The sequence below is a fragment of the Olsenella uli genome (genome assembly GCF_901212675.1).
GTDB classification, from domain to species: Bacteria; Actinomycetota; Coriobacteriia; order Coriobacteriales; family Atopobiaceae; genus Parolsenella; species Parolsenella uli_B.
Genome location: NZ_CAAKOQ010000017.1, coordinates 20,305 through 41,672, shown reverse-complemented (window position 1 = coordinate 41,672; position 21,368 = coordinate 20,305). Strand labels below are relative to the sequence as shown.

Genomic DNA, 21,368 nt, shown 5'->3' with positions numbered 1-21,368 from the left:
GGCTCGGGGGCCGCGGGTGCCGGCGCCGGGGCGGCGGGGGCGGCCACGGGGGCGGGGGCGACGGGAGCCAGGCCGGGCACGGTCAGCTCCTCCATCTCCACGAGGTACTCGGTGCCATCCACCTTGATCTTGAACTTCCTCAGCATGGGGTCTCCTCCCCTATCGCGTGCCCAGACGAGCCGGGCAACTCTCCTGTGACGTCATGCGACCGGACGTGACGCCGGGCGGATGCCGCGCGGCCGCCTATGCGGACTTGGCTGCCCTGCGGCGCCTGATGCGGACGCAGCGAAACGAGCTGGACGGACGGTCGGCGGCGGCGATGGCGGCCGCAATGACGGCGACGCGCCGATACTCGGGATTCTCCCTGCCGACGCGTAGGATTTCAAAGCTTGATTGTGGCCTGTCGCCTGCGGCGATGGCCGAGGCGAGCATCGAGACGAGCGTGCGCTCCTCGCCCTGCTCCACGTCGACGAAGGGCGGCACGTCCACCCATGACCCCGCGGGGTCATGCACGTGGGCAGCCTGCCCAGGCAGGGTGGTCGGCACGGCGCCGGCAGCGGTCTCCGAACCCTTCGAACCGGCAAACCTCTCACGTAGCCACGCAAACACTCCCATAGGCACTCCTCATAAAACCGTAGGTAGATAGCATTAATCTGCAGAATAGAGGGAAAGCTGCCACAATTTGTCCACAAGTCCCCGTACGGTAGGAGACGCTGGCCAGACGGTGGCGGCGAGTTTCTTGCGCGCGTGGGAGAGGTGCCGGCTGAACGGCGGCAAGCCTCTCGCGTGCTTGAAAGAGGTCCGACCGAACGGTGGCGACACCTGGCCTTGCCGCGCTCGCGTGCGAAATTGCCGCCCCGGGGGCGGAAGGCATCGGACAAACGACGGAAATTAGAGAGCTACCAGCAAGAATCACCTGGCTACCGGCGAAGGTCGTACTTTGCGACGACGCGTCTGAGGGCACGTCCCCACGAGTTCCAGATGAGTGCGAGAAACCCGGCGGTGGCGATGCCGTGCAGAAGGTCGAACGGCAGGCCCGCCGTAAGAGCCGCGACGACCGCCTGCCACGTGAGCGGCCTCACACAGCCCAACACGAAATAACCGTTGAGAAGCACCCCGTAGACGAGCCCAGACAGGACGCCCCAGCACGTGCGGCCAAGCGGGCGCCCGAGAAGACCGCGCCGCCCAAGCAGACCGCCCACATAGCCCACGAGGCCCCAAGCGTACATCTGCCAGGGCGTCGGCCATGACCGCCTCGGCGCTGGAGCCGCTGCACCGCGCGGCCAGTTCCGCCACCTGAGCAACGCGGGACCGCCTCACAGGCTCCGCGCCTGGCAACGGTAATTTCCGCAAAACCGTTTTCAGGCGCGGGGTCGACAAGACAGCAGCCACCGCAAAGCGCTTTCAGGCGTGGAGCCGATAAGACGGAAGCCTCAAAGCGTTACCTGGCGCAAAGCCAGCCGCGCAACCAGCGCAGAGCGTAATCAAGCGCGGAACGAGCGACCCCCTAACCCAGCACCTCGCCGGCGATGCGGGCGGTCTCAGTGGCGTCCTTGGCGTAGTAGTCGGCCCCCACTATCTTCGCGTACTCGGGCGTGAGCACGGCGCCGCCCACGACGACCTTGCACCATGGCGCCGAGGCGCGCAGCTGCCTGATGGTCTCGGCCATGGCCGGAACCGTCGCCGTCATGAGCGCGGAGAGGCCGCAGAGCTTCACACGGTTCTTCACCACGGCCTCGACCACCGCCTCGGGCGGCACGTCGCGACCGAGGTCGACCACGTCAAAGCCGTAGTTCTCGAGCAGCATGCGCACGATGTTCTTGCCGATGTCGTGAATGTCGCCGTGAACCGTGCAGATCACGACCTTGCCCTTGCTCGAGCCGGCAGCAGCCCCGGCGGCATCGCTCGCCGCCTTGATGGTGGTGAAGCCAGCCTTGGCCGCCTCGGCACTCGCCATGAGCTGCGGCAGGAAGAAGGTGCCGGCCTCGAAGCGCGCCCCCACCTCGTCGAGGGCCGGGATGAGCACCTCGTTGATGGCGTACATCGCGTCGTGCTCGGCCAAGATCTTGCCCACGACCTCGCCCATCGGACCCTTGCGCCCGGCCAGCACGAGGGCGCGCGCCTGTTCCTCGGGCGTCGCGGCCTCCTCGGCGGCGCCCGAGCCGCTCGCAGGCGCCCCGTCGACGGGACCCGCCGCCGCGCCGGCACCCACCGGCAGCTTGTCAGAGCGCTCGGCATAGTGGGCCACGTAGAACTGGGCGCTCTCGTCCTCGCCGGAGAGCACGCGCCAGGAGTCCACGACGTCCATCATGCGGCGCGTGGCCGGGTTGATGATGGCCAGGTCGAGCCCCGAGCCAAAGGCGGCCGCCAGGAAGGTGGCGTTCACGAGCGGACGGAACGGCAAGCCAAAGCTGATGTTTGAGACGCCGAGCACCGTGCGCACGCCCGGCAGCTCGCGCTTCACAAGCGCAATGGCATCGAGGATGGTCCGCGGTGCCGTCTGGTCGGTGGAGGCCGCCATGCACAGGCAGTCCACCACCACGTCGTGGCGCGGCATGCCGGCGGCGTCGGTTGCCGCCACAATCTTGCGCGCCACCGCGAGGCGCCCCTCGGCCGTGGGCGGGATACCGTCCTCGTCGATCGTGAGCGCCACGAGCGCACAGCCGTAGTGGGCCGCGATGGGCACCACCTGGGCAAGCACCTCGTCCTTGCCGTTCGTTGAGTTGATGAGCGCCTTGCCGGCGTACGGGCGCACGGCGGCCTCGATCACCGCGGAGTCCGCCGCGTCAATCTGGAGCGGCAGCGTGGTGACGCCCTGGATCTCGCTCACGAGCTGGCACATCACGGCCTTCTCGTCGATCTCGGGCAGGCCCGCGTTCACGTCAATGATCTGGGCGCCATCCTCGGTCTGGGCGATGGCCATGCTCATCACGTAGTCGTGGTTGCCGCTGCGCAGGGCCTCCTTCATGCGCTTCTTGCCCGTGGGATTGATGCGCTCGCCGATGACGCCCACCTGGCCCATCTCCAGCGCGCAGAGCTGCTGCGGCCCCGAGACCGCGAAGCAGTCGCGCACGTGGCGGGATGCCGGGACGCGGCCGGCCAAGAGAGCCCGCTCGCCGGCGATGTAGTCGGGCGTGGTGCCGCAGCAGCCGCCCACCACGGTGACGCCCGCGTCGAGCATGCCGGCGACAGCCTCGCAGTACTCGGCCGGGTGCACGTCATAGACGGTGACACCGTCCTCCGCGCGCGGCAGGCCCGCGTTGGCCTGCACCATCACCGGGCAGCTAGCCCAGGGCAGCATGGCCTCCACGAGCGAGGCCAGGCTCGCGGGACCCAGCGAGCAGTTAATGCCCACCACGTCCACGCCGAGGCTCGAGAGCGTGAGCGCCGCCACCTCGGGCGTGGTGCCCAGGAAGGTGCGGCCATCCTCGTCGAAGGTCATCGTGCAGAAGACCGGCAGGTCGGAGTTCTCGCGCGCGGCGAGCACCGCGGCCTTGGCCTCGGCGAGGTCGGCCATGGTCTCAATAATGAAGAGGTCTGCGCCGGCCGCGGTGGCCGCGCGCACCTGACGGGCAAAGAGCTCGTAGGCATCATCGAAGGGCAGCGTGCCCATCGGCTCGAGCAGCTGCCCCGTGGGCCCGATGTCTGCCGCCACGTAGCGCACGCCCGAGGCGCGGGCGCAGGAGACGGCGGCCTCGAAGACCTCCTCCACCGTGGCGGCGTCGCCGAGCTTCTCTGCGTTGGCGCCAAAGGTGTTGGTGGTGGCAACGTCTGCCCCGGCGGCAACGTAGGCGACGTGGATATCCGTTATCTCGGCGGGGTTGGTGAGGCAGAGCAGCTCCGGAAGCTCACCGGCGGCAAGGCCGCGCGCCTGGAGCTGGGTGCCCATGGCGCCGTCGAAGACGAGGAAATCCTCGCCCGCGAGCACGCGCGCGAGGTGGTCGTCGGTCACGCGAAGCCCGCGGGGCGCAAGACGGTGTGCGGGCCAGTTCTCGGGGGTCGGGGCGGTCGGGCCGGCACCGCCGGCCCCTGCGGCGGCATCTCGGGCGGCCTCGGTCGAGGCGCAGTGCGCGCAATCAGTCACGGCAGGTCCTTCCGGTGGGGCGGATGTTGCAGAAGTCAAAGCACAGACAGCCCTTGCAGCTGCGGTGGCCGCTCGGCTGCGGCGTCTCGAACATGCCCACGAGCGCGGTCACGCTCTTCGTGGGCGTCATGAGCAGGGTGCTCGTGAGGGAGATGCCCAGGTGACGGGTGGCGTTCAACGAGGCGAGCAGGGCGGATTGCGTGTCCATGGGCAGGTCGCCGTAGCCCGGGGAGAACCGTGAGTTGGTGTAGAGGCCGCGCTCGCGGGCACGGGCCATGAGGCTTGCCTCCGCGGCGTCGGCCGCGCGCTCCACGATGGTGCTCCCACACGAGTCGAGGATGACCTGCGCCACCGAGTCGGTGAGCGAGAGGCGCCTGAGCTCGCGCTCGAAGCCCATGCCGATGGTCACGGCCATCACGCCCACGGCGCGGGCCCCGGCGAGCTGCTCGGCAATGGAATTGCCGAGCAGCTCGAGCGTCGTGCCCCTGAGCCGGATGACGGGCAGCCCCTCCTGCGGCGCGCGGCCGGCGTTGGCCGGGTCATTGGAGCCGGCAACGAGCGGTCGGGCGCCCTCGGACGCGTCGGGGCCGTTCGCGGGGAGCTCGGAGGCATCCTCATCCACGTCGAACACCGCCACGCACCCGCGCGGGCGCGCCACGGCAAGCGCCCGGGCCACCACGCCGTCGATGCGCGCGTCGAGCTCGCGCGTGAGCTCCTGCCCGGTGTAGCCCAGGTAGCGAAGCACCTCGTGCCGGTCGATGGCGCCTATCGCGTAGCTCTCGACGGTCTCCGCCACCCCTAGGCCTCCAGGTAGCCGCAGTCGACGAGCGCGGCGTGGGCGGCATGGGCGATCGCCGGCTTGTTCATGCTGTAGACGTGCAGGCCGTCGACGCCGTTGGCGGCGAGGTCGCGCAGCTGCTCGCAGGCGTACTCGATGCCCGCCTGCGCCTGGACCGCCGGGTCGTCACCGGCAAGCACGAGCCGCTTCACGACCTTGGCCGGGATGGAGGCTCCGCAGGTGAAGGCCATGCGCTGGATCTGCTTGACGCTCGTGAAGGGCATGATGCCCGCCACGATGGGCAGCTTCACGCGATGGCGGGCGCAACTCTCGCGAAAGCGGTAGAAGTCCTCGTTGTCAAAGAAGAGCTGCGAGACGAGGTAGTCGGCGCCCGCCTCCTGTTTCTTGTAGAGCGCCGCAAAGTCGGCCTCATCGCTCGGGCTCTCCACGTGGCCCTCGGGGTAGCAGGCCGCGCCGATCGAGAGGCCGGGCGCCGTCTCGCGCAGGTGCTCGATGAGGTCGGAGGCGTGGGTAAAGTCGACGGCCTCCCGGCCCGGCGCGCGGTCGCCCCGGAGCGCCAGCACGTTCTCCACGCCGGAGGCCTCGAGCGACGAGACGAACGCGTCGACATCTGCCTTGCTGGAGCCCAGGCAGGTGAGGTGCGCGAGGGCCGTCACACCGAGGTCGCGCTCGATAGCCGCCGCGATGGGCACCGTGTTGGCCGAGTTGCCCGAGCCTCCCGCCGAGTAGGTGACGCTGATCCAGTCCGGGGCGTCGGCCGCCATCTCGCCCGCCGCGCGCTTGGCCGTCTCGAGCGGCAGGTCGCCCTTGGGCGGGAAGATCTCGAACGAGAAGGTCTGCTTGCGGGCGAGCTTGTCGGCGATTCTCATGGGGCGCTCCAGGAAGTCTATAAACGTGTCGGGTGGGTGGGTAGTCATGTACAGATGATTCTATCCCGCCCCGATTTTGCGTAGCGCGCGACCGGGCGATTTGCCCATGCCTGGTTTCTATTCATATCCATAGGATAGAACTATGGAAACGTTGAGAAGCCTGGGATGGCCGCAAGCCGTGCAGCCTCGCGGCAGATGCGGGACCCGTCACCAGTCCGCTCAGCCCCGTGCCGAGAGCCAGGACACGAGCGCGTCCCGGTCGTTGGCCACCTCGCCCGCCATCACGGCGTCGAGCGCCGCCTGGAGCCGCGCGCCCACCTCGGGACCCGGCGCGATCCCGCAGGCGCGCATGACGTCCCCACCCGAGATGGCAAGCCCGGCCACGCGCCAGCACGCGTCCGCGGCGGCGAGGCGACGGAGCACTCGCTCGTGCCCGTCGAGCTCCACGGCATAGCCGCGGCACTGCAGCGCCTTGGCGATGGCGTCGGCGCGGCGCAGGTCGAGCATCTCGTGCATGAGGGCCACGACCTCGCCCGGCTCGCGCAGGCCGCTCCTGCGGTCGAGGTCGGCCATGAGCTTGAGCTCGGAGGCCCAGCTGGCCTTCATGGGTCGGTCGTGCAGCCGCACGAGCGCCACGATGGGCCGCGCGAGCTCGAGCGGGATCGCAAGGTCGCGCAGCACGCGCTCGCTCATCTTGGCGCCAATGTGCGGGTGGCCGAAGAAGTGGCCCTGGCCACGCGCGTCGACCGTGAAGCACGCGGGCTTGCCGATGTCGTGCAGCATCGCCGCCCAGCGCAGCCGCTCTGAGACCACGCCGCCGGCAAAGCACTCCACGCCCGCCATGACGCGGCACGTGTGCTCGAGCACGTCGTAGCAGTGGTAGGGGCTACGCTGGTCAAAGCCGCGCATGCGCCCGAGCTCGGGGATGGCGGCGACCATCACGTCGGTCTGACGGCGAAGCGCCCACGCGGCGCGCCCCGACCCCACGATGCCGCGCATCTCCGCGCCCACGCGCTCGCGGGCCACGTGGGCGAGCTCCGGCGCCGCCTGGGTGAGCGCCGCCTGGGTCTCGCCCTCCACGGAGAAGCCCAGCCTGCAGGCGAAGCGCACGGCCCGAAGCACGCGAAGGGCGTCCTCCGAGAAGCGCTCGGCGGGGTTGCCCACGGCCCGGATGAGGCCGGCCGCGAGGTCCGCCTGGCCGCCAAAGGGGTCAACAAGCCCGCGAACGGGATGCCAGGCCATGGCGTTCACGGTGAAGTCGCGCCGGGCGAGGTCCTCGCGCACGTCGTCCACGAAGGTGACCGAGTCGGGGTGGCGCAGGTCCGTGTAGGCGCCGTCGACGCGGTAGGTGGTGACCTCGACGGGCCGGCCGCCCACCACGGCGGTCACCGTGCCGTGCTTGGTGCCCGTCTCATGCACCTCGATACCCGCCGCCACGAACGCCCGCTCGGAGTCCTCCCAGCGCGCGCTCGTGCACACGTCGACGTCGTGGGCGGGCACGCCGCGCAGGGCGTCGCGCACCCAGCCGCCCACGAACCACGCCTCGTGCCCGGCCACCTCGAGGGCATCGAGCACGGCGAGGCCGTAGGCCGGGGCCAGCGCGGGGTCGATGTGGTCGCGCATGCGGGGCTCGTCGCTCACTGCCACCTCCAAACTCGCATTTAGGGGCAAGTATAGCGCGAGCGGCGGACAGCTCGCGCACACGGGGAAACGCCGCTGGCCCCCGGCCGCCCGCGCCGGACGGAAGCGCGAGCGGCGGCGCGGGCGGCCGCATCAGCCACTCTCCCGAACGTGAAAGTGCCAACGTTATTTGCCATTTCTGAGCGGAAAACCGTGGATACACTCACGTTCGCCGATGGGTCGCCGGCAATCACGGACCCCGCGCGGACGTCCTCCAAGACGCACGCGATCTTCCCCGCGTGGGCACCGCCCGGCAGCGTCCGGAACACGGATTTATTGTCCGCATGCAGTGTTACCCTGTCTTACGTCGAAAGCCAGAGCCCGGCCCGGCCGGGAGACAGGAGGACACATGGACGAGATGAAGTCGGTCACCCTTGAGGACCTCGGCGCCGTGCGCGAGCAGTTCGTCGAGGAGCGCGCCAACGTCATCGCCAAGAACGCCGTCACCGCTCAGGGCATCCGCGAGGTCGCCCGCGTGCCGGAGGCCGTCGCCGCCAACACCGGCACCTTTGACGTCGAGGTCCGCCAAGGCAAGCGCTGCGACCAGAAGCGCTCGGGCCGCTGCTGGATGTTCGCGAGCCTCAACACCATGCGCACCCGCATCATCGACCGCTACAACCTCAAGACCCTCGAGCTCTCGCAGGCCTACCCCCTGTTCTTCGACAAGGTCGAGAAGAGCAACTGGTTCCTCGAGAACGTCCTCGACACGCTCGACGAGCCGCTGTCCGGCCGCCTCATGGCGCACCTGCTCGCAGACCCCATCTCCGACGGCGGCCAGTGGGACATGTTCCGCGCCCTCGTGCGCAAGTACGGCGTGGTGCCCAAGGAGGCCATGCCCGAGACGGCCTGCTCGTCCAACACGCGCGACATGGACGCCTACCTCACCCGCTACCTGCGCGGAGCCGCCAAGCGCCTGCGCGAGAGCCACGAGGCCGGTGTTGGCACCGACGACCTGCGCGCCATGAAGAAGGAGATGATGGGCGAGGTCACAAGCCTGCTCATCACCTGCCTTGGCGAGCCCCCCGTGCAGTTCGACGTCCGCCTGCGCGACAAGGACGACGAGCTCGTGCTCTCCGGCACCTACACGCCGCAGGAGTTCTTCGACAAGGTCGTCTCCATGCCAGTCGACGACTACGTGAGCGTCATCTCCGCGCCCACGGTCGACAAGCCCTTCGGCCACACCTACACGGTCGACCGCCTCGGCAACGTGGTCGAGGCCGGCGGCGTGCGCTACCTCAACCTGCCGGTCGAGCGCCTGAAGGAGCTTGCCGTGGCGCAGCTCCAGGACGGCCTACCCGTGTGGTTCGGCTGCGACGTGGTCCAGAGCTTCATCCGCGACGAGGGCATCATGGACACCGCCTCGCTCGACGTCGACGGCCTCTTCGGGTTCCCGGTGGAGGGCTGCCTCGACCGCGCCGAGCGCCTCGACTACGGCGAGAGCCTCATGACGCACGCGATGGTGCTCGAGGGCGTGAACCTCGACGCCGCCGGCAAGCCCACGCTCTGGAAGGTCGAGAACAGCTGGGGCGACAAGCGCGCCAAGGACGGCTTCGACTCCATCACCGACGCCTGGTTCGACCAGTACGTCTACCAGGTGGTCGTTGACAAGCGCTTCCTCTCGGACTCCGAGCGCAAGACGTACGAGACGGAGGAGCCGACGGTGCTTGCGCCGTGGGACCCTATGGGGTCGCTCGCCCGCTAACGTTGTCGAAGGCCCTGGCGCCATGCACCTACGGTCGGGGTCACTTTTCGCTGCGCGAAAAGTCCCTAAGCCCCTTCCCTCCGGTGCATGGCGCCAGGGCCTCGCGTTATCGGGGCTGGGTGCGAAGGGCTTCTGTCATTCTTGGTTCGCTTCGATAGGCCCTTCGCCCCTTCTGCTTTGGGAGGTCGCCGGAAAGCCGGTGGCCAGTCCTGGTTCGCTCGGTGCGAAGGGCTTCTTTGCTTGGCGCCTTGATCTTACGTGCAATTTGGGCAGTTGTTGGGGGTCTGGGATGCCGGCAACTGGTCAAAGTGCACGGTTTGTGGGAATCGTCACGACCAGTTATTCAAGAGGGGTTCACATATGACACAGGAGTCTCGGGATAGGGTTCCCGGCGCGGTGCTTGGGCATGCGGCGGTTGACGAGCTTACGGAGGCGTTCGGGTCAGACCGTGCCAACGCCGTGGCCCGCAATGCCACCACGTCGATGGGCGTCAACAAGGCGGCGCGCAACCCGGTGGCCATGCGAGCCTACACGGACACGTTCGGCGTGAGCCTCAAGAGCGCCAAGACTGTCACCAACCAGCGCCACTCCGGCCGTTGCTGGATGTTCTCCACGCTCAACGTGCTGCGCGCCCGCGCCATGGAGCACCTCGACGTCGAGGACTTCGAGCTTTCGCAGGCCTTCAGCATGTTCTACGACAAGCTCGAGAAGGCCAACGCCTTTCTCAACAACGTGATCGCCACGGCCGACCTCGCCTGGGACGACCGCACCGTCGAGTACCTGCTCCAGTGGGGCTCGGCCGAGCAGGATGGCGGCGAGTTCGCCTTCGCGGCCAACCTCGTGACCAAGTGGGGCGTCGTGCCCAAGTCCGCCATGCCCGAGACCGCGAGCACCAAGGACTCCTCGCAGATGAACGCCACGCTCGGCCGCATGCTGCGGAGAGACGCCGTGGAGCTTCGCCGTCTCGTCGCCTCGGGCGAGGACGAGACGGGCGTCACCGCCGCCCGCGAGGCCATGCTCGCCGACGTGCACCGCGTGCTCTGCGCCTGCCTGGGCGAGCCGCCCACCACGTTTGACCTCGAGCTCTCCGTGGGCCCCAAGGCCAAGGTGGACGGGACGCTCTGCGAGGCGGCCCTCCCCGCGCGCGACGGCGACGACGAGAAGCCGCGCCGCATCCTGCGCGAACGCGGCATCACGCCACGCGAGTTCCAGGAGCGCTACGTGGGCTTTGACGCGGCCGACTACGTCGAACTCGTCCACGTGCCGGCGACAGGGCTCGAGGAGGGCCACGCCTACGGCGTGCGCTGGATGGACACGGTGTCGGGCGGTGCCCCCATGCGTCTGCTCAACGTCGGCATAGAGGCCGTCGAGGACGCGGCCGTGGCCTCGCTCAAGGCCGGCACGCCCTGCTACATGGCCTGCGACGTCATGCAGGAGTTCGGTCGCAACCTCGATGACTTCCCCGGCACGCTCGCACTCGGCACCATCGACCGCGAGGGCCTCTTTGGCGTGGAGCTGGGCATGAGCCGCACCGACATGCTCGACGCGCGCGAGACCTGCTTCACCCACGCAATGACCTTCCAGGGCGTCGAGCTGGGCGAGGACGGCCGTCCCGCGGCCTGGCGCGTCGAGAACAGCTGGGGCAAGGACGCCTGCAAGGACGGCTACCTCGTCATGAGCGGTGACTGGTATCGCCTCTACGGCGGTGACGTCGTGGTGGAGCGCCGCTTCGTGGACGAGGCCACGCTCAAGCTCTGGGACGAGGCCCCGCTCGAGTACACCGAGCCCTGGGGCGTCCTCTCCAGCGCCATGGGCCTCACCCGCTAGCCCTGTCACATTTCCTTCCGTATGATTTGTCACATTCCGGCGGGGACCCGCGCCGCGAGCCGCCGCCGAGTGACGAGACTCTGCCTTCGGGACTCCTGCGGGAGAAGGCGTCCGGGCAACATGGCGTCAGAGGCGCGACGACGCAAGACGCCAGGAAAGGAGAGGTTCTCATGAAGCAGCACAAGTTCTGGGCCTTCGCGGCCATCGCATGCATGGTCATGTGCATCATCACGGGCAAAAAGCGCGTCTAGGTCTCGACCGCCTAAGAGACTAGACCCTCTCACTGCCATACGTCTCACCGTGCGGCGCCTCCTCGGACCATGGTAACCCCAGGTTCGAGGAGGCGCCTTCCCATTGCACGGGTTCATCATGCCCGTCCGCACGCCCCGTGCCTTCCACGTGAAGCGACCCCGCCGCGTGCCCGAGAGCCCTGCCCCGTCCACAGCCGCGTGATACCATAGCCAACCGGAGAAAACGAACAGGCGGCGCCGCTGCCGCACGAGGATTGCCGCAAGGCTGAGCAGGCCCTCGCCCCGAGCCCGACCCCCCCCCCGAACCGAGGCGGGCCGCCGCCCCATCACGCGCGGCTCGCCAGAACAGGAGCAGCATGAACGTCCCCCAGGCACTCGAGCACGCAAACGCCTTCTTCTTCCCCGAGCTCGTCTACGGCAGCGGCTTTCAGGCGATGGACTCCGAGCGCCAGAAGAACGAGGAGGCCATGGCGACGCTGCGCGAGGAGTTCGCCAAGAACGACAACCCCGCCTTCGGCTATGACATCATCCGCGACCTCGCCGACCGCAACCGCGACCTCTGCGACCAGATGGGCATCGAGCGCCTCAACAACACGCGCGACTCCAGCCTCGCGCGCGGCATGAGCGACGACGACCTGTGTGGCCAGGTGGCCGCGCTGCAGAAGCGCAAGAAGGCCACGGTCATCCGCGAGGTCCACGGCGACCGCAACAACCTGGGCGTTGCCTATGTGACCAAACCCATCAAGGGCACGGTGCTGGGCATCGACATCGAGACCACTGACCGCTACCCCGACCGCGGCTACATCATCAACGTGGGCTTCGAGCTCATGGACCTCACGCCCGACGCCGAGCCCTACGACCCCGAGGTCCACTTCTGCGGCATCCCCGAGATGTATAGGGAGAAGGGCGTGCCCCTGGAGCGCATCCACCACATCACGTGGGGCGACCTCGACGGCCAGACGCCGTTTCGCGAGAACAAGGCGCTGCAGGCCAAGATCTTGAAGCTCATGAAGAAGTACCCCTACATGGCCCACAACGCCGCGTTCGAGGACAGCTGGTTCACGCTGCACCTCGACGGCTACGCCGAGGCGCGCAAGGCCGGCAAGATCGTGCCGATCGACACGCGCGACATCTGCCGTCAGCTCGACCCCGAGGTCAAGACGCTGCCGCGCGAGTCCAGCCCGGCGTCGCTCGAGAACTGGGCGCGCCGCCGCGGCACGCTGCAGGCGAGCGAGAACGAGGTGCACCAGGGCCTCGACGACACCAACCTCATGCTCATGACCGTGCAGGCCGAGTTCAACGCGCGCAACTGCTTCAAGGTGGCGTAGCCTCGACACTACGTCGACGCAGGTGGCCGCACGGGCCCCAGAGGCGGATTGTCGGCTCTGACGACGCGAAAACGCACACAGAGGCCCCGAATCCGCTCCTTGGGAGCAAGGCAACGGGCTCTCCGAATGAGAGACGTCGATTTTTTGCAGTTTCACCCGCGTCGACTCGGTAGAGACGTCACAAGCGGTCGGAGGACCGCAGGTAAAAGGCCTGCGGTCCTCCCGTCATATAGGGCAATCCGGTCAAAACTGCAAAATAACGGCATCACTCCAAGCCGGAGGGGCTCCAGACTGCCACGAGCGCCAATTCGAGGAAGGCGGAAGCCATGCACGACACGCCATACGCGCCGCGCCGCATCGCGCTCGTGAACGGCGACCCCCGCGGAGACGCGGGACCCTCCGCCGCGCTCCTCACCGACCTCTCAGATGCCCTGCTGGCCTATGAGAGCCAGTCGGCCCGCGAGCTCGGAGTTGCAAGCGTGCCCCCTGACCTCATGCGATATGGGCTTGATCAAGATGGGGGAATCACGCCCGTACCGGGAGGCACCGCCACGCGGAAGCGGTCGTCCGCACTGGAGCGGACAGGATTTTTGCAAGAAAAGCCGGCCACTCCGGAGCCGGCGGCCGGCTCGGGGCCCGCAGATAGACCAGACGAAAACCCAGGAGGAAGCGAGGAGGGCGCAGACTCCCTCGTTCTCGCGTATTCCCTGGACACGGAACGACAGCCGCTAAACCTCTTCGACGAGCTCAAGACCTTCGCTGAGGAGGGCGGGCTAGTCCCGCATGGCCTCGTCTACGCGGTCTGCACCGCAGGCGCCGGGTCGGCACGACAAGCCCCGCTCCGCCTGTCCCATCTCAGCGACTGGTGCACGTCGTATGCGGCCACCTGGTGCGGGGCGCTCGTCGTGGAGGATGGCGCCAGGGCCGCATGGATGGCTGGCCTACCGCGCATGGGCCTCGCACGGCGCAACGTCTCCGAAGCGACGGACCGCCTCGTTGCCGCGGTTCGCGCTGGTCTCACGGTACGGCAGGCAGCCCGCATCTTTGGGGCCACGAGGCGCCAGGCGGAGCTTGCCGAAAGGGACATCATCAAGGGCCGCTATCCCCTGCCGGCGGCCATGCTTGCCGCCGGTTACTTCCGCAGCAGGTAGCGCACCTCGTACGGCGCAAGCTCGAGCGACCCGCCCAGCGTCACCGTCTCGCCGGCGGCGCGGCCCACACCGCCCAGCACGTCCACGAACATGCCGTTGAGCTCGCCCGCGCTCAGCGTGAAGGGCTCGCCCACGGCGTTCACCGCCACGAGCACGCTCGCCGCGGGGCCATCCGGGCGCTCCCCGTCCGTGCCGGCCTCGGCCGCGCGCTCGAAGAGCAGCTGCTTGTTGAGAATCCGCACGTTGCGATAGGCACCATAGTCCAGCGCGCGACCCGCCCGCGCGGCGTCCTCGCCGGCAAGCCCCTCCGCGCGTCCGTCGCGCACCGCCACAAGCGAGCTCACGAAGGCCGAGAGGTCGTTCTCGACCGGTGCCGAAAACGCGGGGCGCAGGTCATAGTCGTCACGCGCGCCCTTCTCGCCCGTGGCGCCCCACTCGCTACCGTAGTAGACGCACGGGATTCCCGGCATGCCAAAGAGCACGCCATACGCCGGGCGCACGCACGCCGGGTCGGTGAGGATGCTCGCGAGACGCGTCACGTCGTGGTTGTCGGCAAAGGAGAGCAGGTGCTTGCCCCGGTAGATGCACCAGGGGTCACCGCCGAACTGCCGGTGCAGCGAGTGTGCGATCTCGAACATGTTCTGGCTGTTGAAGCTCGAGTAGAGGCCCTTGTAGCACTCGTAGTTGGTGCACGAGTGCAGAAGGTCGGGGTTCACGAGCTGGCTGTAGTCGCCGTGGAGGGTCTCGCCGATGAGAACGAAGTCGCCACCGAGCCGCGAGGGCGCTGAGTCCGCGGCAAAGCGCGACGCATCCGCCGCCGCACCCTCGCCCGCATCGCCGGAGAGCTCGTTGGCAAGCTCGCGCAGGCGATGCATGAAGCCACGGTCGAGCGAGTAGGCCACGTCGAGACGCAGGCCGTCGATGCCAAAGTCTCGCACCCAGCCGCGCACGCAGCCAAGCAGGTAGTCCACGACGGCCGGATTGGACAGGTTGAGCTTCACGAGCTCGTAATGGCCCTCCCAGCCCTCGTACCAGAAGCCGTCGCCCCAGGCCGAGTCGCCATCGAAGCTAATGCAGAACCAGTCCTTGTACGGCGAGTCCCAACGACGGGCCCGCACGTCCCGGAAGGCCCAGAAGCCGCGACCCACGTGGTTGAACACGGCGTCGAGCACCACGCGCACACCGTGGGCGTGCAGCTCGCGCACCACGTCGGCAAAGTCGGCGTTGGTGCCGAGGCGCCGGTCGATGCGGGTGAGGTCGCGCGTGTCGTAGCCGTGGGAGTCGCTCTCGAACACGGGGTTGAGCAGAACCACGCCAAAGCCCATGCGCTCGAGGTAGGGCGCCCAGCCGCCGACCTTGCGGATGGGGGCGGAGGGGTTGGGTGCGGGGTTCGGGGCACCCTGGGCCACGCCGCCTTGCGAGGCGTCCGGGGCGGCAGCGGCTGCGTCGCCAGGCGCGGGCACGGGCTCCACAGGCTCCTCCCCCACCGGTGCGTTCTCCCGCGGCACCCCGCAGAAGCCGAGCGGATAGATCTGATAGAACGTCGTCTCATATGCCCACATGCGAGCTCCTCTCGACGGTCATCACCCCCGATTCTAGCCCGGACACGGACGGGCCGGGCTAGGCGGAGGCAAGGGCGGAGGGACAGCGGAGCGCGGCACGCCGTCACCGGCCGCGCTGCTCCCGGCCGCGCCGCTCCCGGTCGCACTACCCCCGGCCGTACTACCTCCGGCCACGCCCCTCGATCCGGGGCAGCACGGCAAGCATCGCGAGCGGGGCAACCAGGACGCAGACGCTTGCTCCCACGAGCGTCCCCTGCACGCCCGCCACCTCGGCAAACGCAGGCGCCAGGAACAGTGGCACCACGCCCGCCACCGTGAACCCAATCGACATGACCGAACTCACGCGCCCCACCGACTCGATGGGCGCGTCGGCCTGCACCAACGTGCCCTGCAGCGGGTTGAACGCCCCGAACGCAACACCCACGAGCGTCTGGCCGACAAGCGCCACGACGACGAGGGACATCCCCACGTAGACGAGGCACGCGAGGCCGAGAAGCGCCAGCACGAGCAGGAGGCTCCGCAGGTTGACGCGACGCGCGGGCAGGCGCATGAGGACGATGCCGCCAAGGATGCCGCCGACGCCGCTCACGCCGGAGAGGACGCCCATCCAGGTGACGCCCACCTCGAGCACGTCTCGGTAATAAAGGCTCTCGAGCGCGTCGAAGGCACCGTAGCCAAAGAAGGCGAGGAAGTCGGCGACGAAGATGAGGGCCAGCGCGGGCGTGCCGAACACGAGGCGAAACCCCGCGAGTGCCTCGCGCATACGGCCATGCTCTGCCTCGTCGGGTGCGGATACGGAGCTGACCTGCTCATCCTCGCTACCAGAACCGCCCTGCTCGCCCACGTCGCCAGAGCCGGCGCCACCCGCCAAGACACAGCCCCCCGCGCCCGCCACGCTCCGGAAGGAACCCGCGCGCCGGCACGAGCGCGAGCAGCGCCATCACGCCCGCAAAGAGCAGCGTAGCGCTCGGTGGGGCCGCCAGCGAGACGGCCGACCCCACGAGCGGTCCCACCACAACGCCCACGCTCACCGCCGTGCACATGACGGCATTGACGGTCTTGAGCTCGCCCTCGTCGGACGTGAGGTAAGCGGGGTACGAGCGCAGGACCGGGTCGGCCAGACCCCACGCGAGGCCGAACACCGAGGTTCCCACCAGGATTCCAATGACGCTGTCGGAGAGCAGAAACGTGAGAACGCAGGCCAGGGCCGTGCTGGCCACGACCATGTGAAAGTGGCGCCTTGGGCCCATCGCGTCGAGCATGGAGCCGCTCGAGAAGCTGCCGAGCAAGAACATCAGGTTGAGCAGCCCCACCGTTGCCGACGCCGAGGTGGGGTCGCCGCCAAGCGCATACGTGAGCGTGCCGAGAATGCCGACGAAGTAGGCGCCCTGCATGCTCACGTAGGCGAGGAACTTCATCGCCACGAGCCGAAGCGCCATGGGCGAGAGGGAGCGAAGCTCTTGGGCGATGCGCATGGGTGCCCCTCTCGGCGCGGGTCTGCCCGGGAAGCGTGCCGGGTGCCTGCCGGCGGGGCCCCAGAGCAGCGGCTACGCGGTGCAGCCGCTTCGGGCAGTAGAGCCGAGGCAGGGCAGCGACAGGCCGGCGAGCCGCTCGCGCAGACGCGCCCGCCTCGTCGGCAGGCCCGAGATGACACGGATCACGACGCAAGAGCGGGACGGGGCCTGAGCCTCGCTCGACTCGCGCGTAGCACGCCCGTCGGAGCCCGCCCGGCCCGACGCGCTCATCGCGTCACCACCCAGAGCATCGCCATCGTCGCGACGCCGATGACAGTCATGACTGCAACCCAGATCGCCTGCGTCATCGGGTGCATCTCCCCCGCCAGCATCTGGTCGTTACGCTCCCAGAAGCCGCCGTGCCCGTCCCAGTTCCTCCGTGCCATGGTGTCTCCCCTCGTCGTTGCGTCCTTTGGCCGTCACCCCGCGCTCGGTGTACGCCTCGCCGCCTTCCGGCGGTCGCCTTGCCAAGCCGCGCGCTGGCCCCTCTTACAACCACATCCTCTCGCCCGGCGGTCCTCGGTGCCATCGATTCGCCTTACGCCCGGCTTGCGATTCTGTAAGACAGGACATGCCAATCCGCTTGCCGACGGAGATGACCCGTTCACCGATAAGGTCTACACTCAGGGCAAACAGCGAATGGGGGCTCACATGAAGACATGGCAGGCACTCGGCGGATGGATCGGGGCGCACCTCGCGCTGCTCGCGCCCGTCTGCGTGGCCATCGGCGTGCTCACGCCGGGCATATTCGGTCCGGTCAACACCTATGCCGTGCCGTTCCTGTTTGCGTGCATGACCTTCCAGGGGTCGCTCTCCAACACGTTTCGCCAGGTGCTTGACGTGTTTCGCCATCCCCTGCTCATGCTGCTCGTCATCGCGTCGGCCCAGGTGGTGCTGCCGCTCATCGCCTATGGCCTGGGCCTCGTGTTCTTTTCCGGCTCGCCCGAGATCGTGACCGGCATCCTGCTCGAGTACTGCGTGCCCGTGGGCGTCATCACATTCATGTGGGTGGGGATGTACGGCGGCAACACCCCGCTCGCGCTGGGCACCATCCTGGTCTCGACGCTCATCGCGCCGTTCACCATACCCCTTACGCTGCAGGTTCTCATGGGTGCCGTCATCCATGTGGACGCGGTGGGCATGATGCTCTCGATGATTGGCATGGTGGGACTGCCCGCGGTGCTCGGGATGCTCGTGAACCAGCTCTCGCACGGCTGGGGCTCGCGCGTGCTCTCCCCCGCCATCGCGCCGGCCATCAAGCTGTTCGTCATCGTCATCATCATCTCGAACTCGACCGGAATGAGCGACTACGTGCTGCACCCGACGCCGCAGCTCCTGGCCGTGGCGGCGTTCGTGCTCATGTTCTCCTCGCTTGGCTACCTGTGGGGTCTGGGGCTTGCGCACGTGCTGCGTCGCGACCACCCCGACGCCGTGACGCTCTCCTTTGCCTGCGGGATTCGCAACATCTCTGCCGGCGCGGTCATCGCGGGCCAGTACTTTCCCGGCACGCCGGTGATCTTCCCCTGCATGGTGGGAACGCTGCTGCAACAGATTCTCGCCGGCGCGAACGGCATGGTCCTCAAGCGCCTCGGACGGCGTGAAGACGGCCTCGAGTAGGGCCGGCAAACCAAAACTGTCGAGTTTGCTGCAGTTCAGACGCGACCATGAAAGAAGCCGCCCTTCTCGCGGCGACAAAACCGCAGGTAGCGGTTTTTCGTCTCAGGCGGCTACTCGGCAAGGTCGATTTGAACTGCAGCAAACTCGATAGTTTGGTCTCAGGCCATGCCCAGACGATGGCCAGGCCATGCTCGGACCGGTCATAGACCGGTCCGAAGCCGCGTCCCAAGGCACTTCCGCGGCGCACTAGAGGTACTTGTGCCAGTCCTCCTCGCCCTCGTCCTCGGCACCGGCGGGCTTGGGAGCCGGACGTGCGGGCTGGGCGGCGCGAGCCACGTAGGGCTCGTCGTTCTTCTCGGGAAACTTCGCGAACGCATGCTGGAAGTGCTCGAGGTTCTCGTCGCGACGGCCCTTGGGCACGGCAAACGCCACCTGCGAGACGCAACGCATGCCACCCGCGAGCTCCTCGCGGAACATCTCGGCCACCGTCTCAGCGTCCCAGCCAAAGACGCCGCAGCCAAAGGCCCCCAGCAGCAGCTTGTCATGACCCAGCTCATCGGCGATGGCGAGCACGAGGCGGATGCGGTCGCGCATCGCGCGCTCGAGCGTGGGCGCGTCGAGACGGTAGTCCTCGCGGGCGCGACGGGCGTTGGGTGCCGCCGCCACGATCACATCGGCATAGGAGTGGTACTTGTCGCGCTCGAAGCGGACCTTGGGCACCACGAGCGCACGGTCGCGATAGAGCTCGCAGTTGATGTTGCGGCGACGGTTCTCGGCGTACCAGCCCTTGAAGCGCGTGAGCACGTTGTACAGGAACGAACCCGCGCAGAGGGCCTCCTCCTGCGCCATGGTCCCGCGGTCGTAGCCGCCGCCCGGGTAGGTGAACGAGGCGAAGTCAATGACCGCGAGGTCGCAGGCACTGGCCAGGCCGCGGCCGCGCTCGAGCACGGCGGACACGCTGTCCTGGTCGACTACCTCCACCGCGGGCACCGTGAGCTCGGCGTCGTCCTTGGCCTTGGGCGCGCGGTCGTAGAAGCGCGTCGCCTTGGCGGCCCGCTCAATCTCGGAGCCGAGGCGGTTTGTCATCTCCACCGTGTGGCGCTGCGCCTCCGCCTTGCGGCCGTCGCGACGGTTGTCGCGAGACCCCGAGCGTCCGCCGCCGTTGGCACCCCTACGATCGCTAGTTCCGGCCATGAGCGAGCCTCCCCACGAGACGTTACCTTGCCTGCATTGTAGTGCTTACGCAGGGAAGGGTTCGTTTTGGGCGTGGGGAGGCGGAGGCGCACGATGAGCACCCGGAGCCGGGTGGGACGCGGTTGCAGCGAGAAGGCAAGTGCGCGGACGCCGGGAGGAGGCCGACGGCCGGCAGCCCGGCCCCTACAGGTTGGCGAGCAGGTGGCGCACGATGTCCATGTGATAGCGGTACTCCTCGGCCGACACCGCGGGGTTGATCGCCATGAGCGGGATCTCGCGCTCGCAAAGCGAGTCGTTCGTGCGCGACTCGTCAGTGTGGATGGTCTCGCCCTCGCGCTCGCCAAACGTGCAACCCGGGGCCGAGAACAGCACGAGGTCGCCGATGGAGCCGGATGGACCGGCGCCAGAGAGGCCCGGCAAGACCAGTCAGAAGCGACCTTGCAAAACGCAACAAGGGCGGGGCCCGAGAAGCCCCGCCCCCGCCGGCACCTACTCGTGGCGCTCGAGGAACTCCTCGACCACGGCGTTGTACTCGTCGGGAATTTCGAGGTGCACGCAGTGGGTGGCGCCCTCGCCAAAGAGGTGCCACTCGGCGCCGGGGATGCCGTCGGCCACCTGCTTGGCGATGTAGGGCGTGCACTCGTCGGCCTCGCCCGAGGTCACGAGCGTGGGGATGCAGATGTGCGGCAGGTCGGCCGTGACGTCGAAGTCGCGCATCTTGCCCGTGATCACGAACTCGCTCTTGCCCTGCATGACGTTGTAGACCTCGGTGCCCACCGGGTCATCCTCCGGGAAGGCCAGCGTGCCCTTGCGCTCGCTCTCGGGGATGCGCGAGACGTGGCGCAGGTAGTACTCGGCCGTGGCGGCCTTGACCTCGGGGCGGTCGTAGTCACCGTCCTCGTCGGCCTGGATGAGCGCGGCGGCCATGTCGTCGGGCAGGTAGCTCCGCAGGCGCTGGGCCTCCTTGACCCACACGTCGGCCGAGGCGGGCGAGCTCGCGACCACCATCGAGGCCACGCCGGCGGGACGGTGCGTGGCGGACCTCATGAGCAGCATGCCGCCCCAGCTCTGGCCCAGGATGTGCACGTGGTCGAGACCGAGCGCGCGGCGTACCTCCACGAGCTCGCGCTCGAAGAGCTCCTCGCACCAGAAGTCGGGCATGGACGGGGTGCGCGAGTAGCCGCAGCCAATCTGGTCGTAGTAGATGACGGCGCGGCCGTACCTCTCGGCGATGCCGTCGAGGCTGCGCAGGTACCAGTGTGTGGTGCCCGGCCCGCCGTGCAGCGCAAGCAGCGGCAGACGGCCCTGGTCGCACTCGCCGGCGATGCGGTAGTAGGTCTTGTAGCCCTCGAACGGGATGTAGCCCTCTCGAATCTTGACGCCCATGCGGGCCCCTTTCGTCGTCTTCCAACCCTCGGCTGACCATAGCACGCCATGGAGCGCAAAGGCGCGCTCATCCGTCGGATCGCGCTCATCGCGTGGCGCGGAGGTGTGCAAAACGAACACGTCCCCAATTGCACACCTACGCCCACGCCTTCGACGGCTTTGCCGCGCACGCCCAGGGCATCGCGCAGGTCAACGTCTGGACCGTGCTCGCCGAGAAGGGCATCGGCGCCAGCCTCCAGCACTACAACCCGCTCATCGATGAGGCCGTAAAGTCCCGCTTCGAGGTGCCCGAGAGCTGGAACCTCGTGGCCCAGCTCAACTTTGGCGGCGACGCCGCGCCAGCCGGCGAGCAGCAGCGCAAGCCCGCGAGCGAGCGTGTCCGCGTCGTCCGCTAGGACACGCCG

General features: G+C 68.3%; 20 protein-coding genes. 6 read left to right on the top strand and 14 right to left on the bottom strand.

What is annotated here, in order from left to right:
• Positions 1 to 243: 243 nt before the first annotated feature.
• From EFAMC1_RS01865 to EFAMC1_RS01840, 6 genes are all read right to left on the bottom strand, one after another.
• Positions 244 to 615: a hypothetical protein gene (locus EFAMC1_RS01865; RefSeq protein ID WP_154052642.1), complete on the bottom strand. Its 372-nt coding sequence runs from the start codon at positions 613 to 615 to the stop codon at positions 244 to 246.
• A 305-nt stretch (positions 616 to 920) separates the two neighbouring features.
• Positions 921 to 1,229 carry a hypothetical protein gene (locus EFAMC1_RS01860; RefSeq protein ID WP_154052641.1) on the bottom strand — a complete coding sequence of 103 codons (309 nt, stop codon included), beginning with the start codon at positions 1,227 to 1,229 and terminating at the stop codon, positions 921 to 923.
• Between the two features lie 278 nt (positions 1,230 to 1,507).
• On the bottom strand, positions 1,508 to 4,084 hold the full coding sequence (locus EFAMC1_RS01855; RefSeq protein ID WP_261981715.1) for a homocysteine S-methyltransferase family protein: 2,577 nt from the start codon (positions 4,082 to 4,084) through the stop codon (positions 1,508 to 1,510).
• Positions 4,077 to 4,880, bottom strand: a complete 804-nt coding sequence (locus tag EFAMC1_RS01850; RefSeq protein ID WP_154052640.1) for a vitamin B12 dependent-methionine synthase activation domain-containing protein — start codon at positions 4,878 to 4,880, stop codon at positions 4,077 to 4,079. The genes EFAMC1_RS01855 and EFAMC1_RS01850 overlap by 8 nt, the downstream gene beginning before the upstream one ends.
• Positions 4,881 to 4,882: 2 nt before the next feature.
• Positions 4,883 to 5,752, bottom strand: coding sequence for a methylenetetrahydrofolate reductase (locus EFAMC1_RS01845; protein WP_154052639.1), 870 nt, complete (start codon positions 5,750 to 5,752; stop codon positions 4,883 to 4,885).
• Between the two features lie 219 nt (positions 5,753 to 5,971).
• Complete coding sequence (locus EFAMC1_RS01840; protein WP_261981714.1) at positions 5,972 to 7,393, bottom strand: CCA tRNA nucleotidyltransferase; 1,422 nt, start codon at positions 7,391 to 7,393, stop codon at positions 5,972 to 5,974.
• Between the two features lie 388 nt (positions 7,394 to 7,781).
• Between EFAMC1_RS01840 and EFAMC1_RS01835 the strand changes: the two genes are divergently transcribed.
• The 4 genes from EFAMC1_RS01835 to EFAMC1_RS01820 all read left to right on the top strand — a co-directional run bounded on the left by EFAMC1_RS01835 (position 7,782) and on the right by EFAMC1_RS01820 (position 13,691).
• Positions 7,782 to 9,134 carry an aminopeptidase C gene (locus EFAMC1_RS01835; RefSeq protein WP_154052638.1) on the top strand — a complete coding sequence of 451 codons (1,353 nt, stop codon included), beginning with the start codon at positions 7,782 to 7,784 and terminating at the stop codon, positions 9,132 to 9,134.
• 360 nt (positions 9,135 to 9,494) lie between these two features.
• Positions 9,495 to 10,961, top strand: coding sequence for an aminopeptidase C (locus tag EFAMC1_RS01830; protein WP_154052637.1), 1,467 nt, complete (start codon positions 9,495 to 9,497; stop codon positions 10,959 to 10,961).
• A 607-nt stretch (positions 10,962 to 11,568) separates the two neighbouring features.
• Complete coding sequence (locus tag EFAMC1_RS01825) at positions 11,569 to 12,540, top strand: 3'-5' exonuclease (protein WP_154052636.1); 972 nt, start codon at positions 11,569 to 11,571, stop codon at positions 12,538 to 12,540.
• Between the two features lie 326 nt (positions 12,541 to 12,866).
• On the top strand, positions 12,867 to 13,691 hold the full coding sequence (locus EFAMC1_RS01820; RefSeq protein WP_187324497.1) for a hypothetical protein: 825 nt from the start codon (positions 12,867 to 12,869) through the stop codon (positions 13,689 to 13,691).
• Here EFAMC1_RS01820 and EFAMC1_RS01815 read toward each other — a convergent pair.
• From EFAMC1_RS01815 to EFAMC1_RS01795, 5 genes are all read right to left on the bottom strand, one after another.
• On the bottom strand, positions 13,673 to 15,253 hold the full coding sequence (locus tag EFAMC1_RS01815; RefSeq protein ID WP_154052634.1) for an alpha-amylase family glycosyl hydrolase: 1,581 nt from the start codon (positions 15,251 to 15,253) through the stop codon (positions 13,673 to 13,675). The genes EFAMC1_RS01820 and EFAMC1_RS01815 overlap by 19 nt on opposite strands.
• 160 nt (positions 15,254 to 15,413) lie before the next feature.
• Positions 15,414 to 16,124: an MFS transporter gene (locus EFAMC1_RS01810; protein ID WP_154052633.1), complete on the bottom strand. Its 711-nt coding sequence runs from the start codon at positions 16,122 to 16,124 to the stop codon at positions 15,414 to 15,416.
• A complete protein-coding gene (locus EFAMC1_RS01805; RefSeq protein WP_154052632.1) occupies positions 16,072 to 16,728 on the bottom strand; it encodes an MFS transporter in 657 nt (218 codons plus the stop codon). The genes EFAMC1_RS01810 and EFAMC1_RS01805 overlap by 53 nt, the downstream gene beginning before the upstream one ends.
• 72 nt (positions 16,729 to 16,800) lie before the next feature.
• A complete protein-coding gene (locus EFAMC1_RS01800) occupies positions 16,801 to 16,998 on the bottom strand; it encodes a hypothetical protein (RefSeq protein WP_154052631.1) in 198 nt (65 codons plus the stop codon).
• Complete coding sequence (locus EFAMC1_RS01795; RefSeq protein ID WP_187324496.1) at positions 16,995 to 17,153, bottom strand: hypothetical protein; 159 nt, start codon at positions 17,151 to 17,153, stop codon at positions 16,995 to 16,997. Before EFAMC1_RS01795 ends, EFAMC1_RS01800 begins: the two co-directional genes overlap by 4 nt.
• 265 nt (positions 17,154 to 17,418) lie before the next feature.
• Between EFAMC1_RS01795 and EFAMC1_RS01790 the strand changes: the two genes are divergently transcribed.
• A complete protein-coding gene (locus tag EFAMC1_RS01790) occupies positions 17,419 to 18,384 on the top strand; it encodes a bile acid:sodium symporter family protein (RefSeq protein ID WP_187324495.1) in 966 nt (321 codons plus the stop codon).
• Between the two features lie 246 nt (positions 18,385 to 18,630).
• Here EFAMC1_RS01790 and EFAMC1_RS01785 read toward each other — a convergent pair whose 3' ends face one another.
• The 3 genes from EFAMC1_RS01785 to EFAMC1_RS01775 form a co-directional block, all read right to left on the bottom strand.
• Positions 18,631 to 19,578, bottom strand: a complete 948-nt coding sequence (locus EFAMC1_RS01785) for a TIGR02452 family protein (RefSeq protein ID WP_154052629.1) — start codon at positions 19,576 to 19,578, stop codon at positions 18,631 to 18,633.
• Positions 19,579 to 19,761: 183 nt separating this feature from the next.
• Complete coding sequence (locus EFAMC1_RS01780) at positions 19,762 to 19,998, bottom strand: hypothetical protein (protein WP_154052628.1); 237 nt, start codon at positions 19,996 to 19,998, stop codon at positions 19,762 to 19,764.
• Positions 19,999 to 20,067: 69 nt separating this feature from the next.
• Positions 20,068 to 20,964, bottom strand: a complete 897-nt coding sequence (locus EFAMC1_RS01775) for a proline iminopeptidase-family hydrolase (RefSeq protein ID WP_154052627.1) — start codon at positions 20,962 to 20,964, stop codon at positions 20,068 to 20,070.
• 128 nt (positions 20,965 to 21,092) lie between these two features.
• Here EFAMC1_RS01775 and EFAMC1_RS01770 point away from each other — a divergent pair, with 128 nt between their 5' ends.
• Positions 21,093 to 21,359, top strand: coding sequence for a hypothetical protein (locus tag EFAMC1_RS01770; protein ID WP_154052626.1), 267 nt, complete (start codon positions 21,093 to 21,095; stop codon positions 21,357 to 21,359).
• Positions 21,360 to 21,368: the final 9 nt, after the last annotated feature.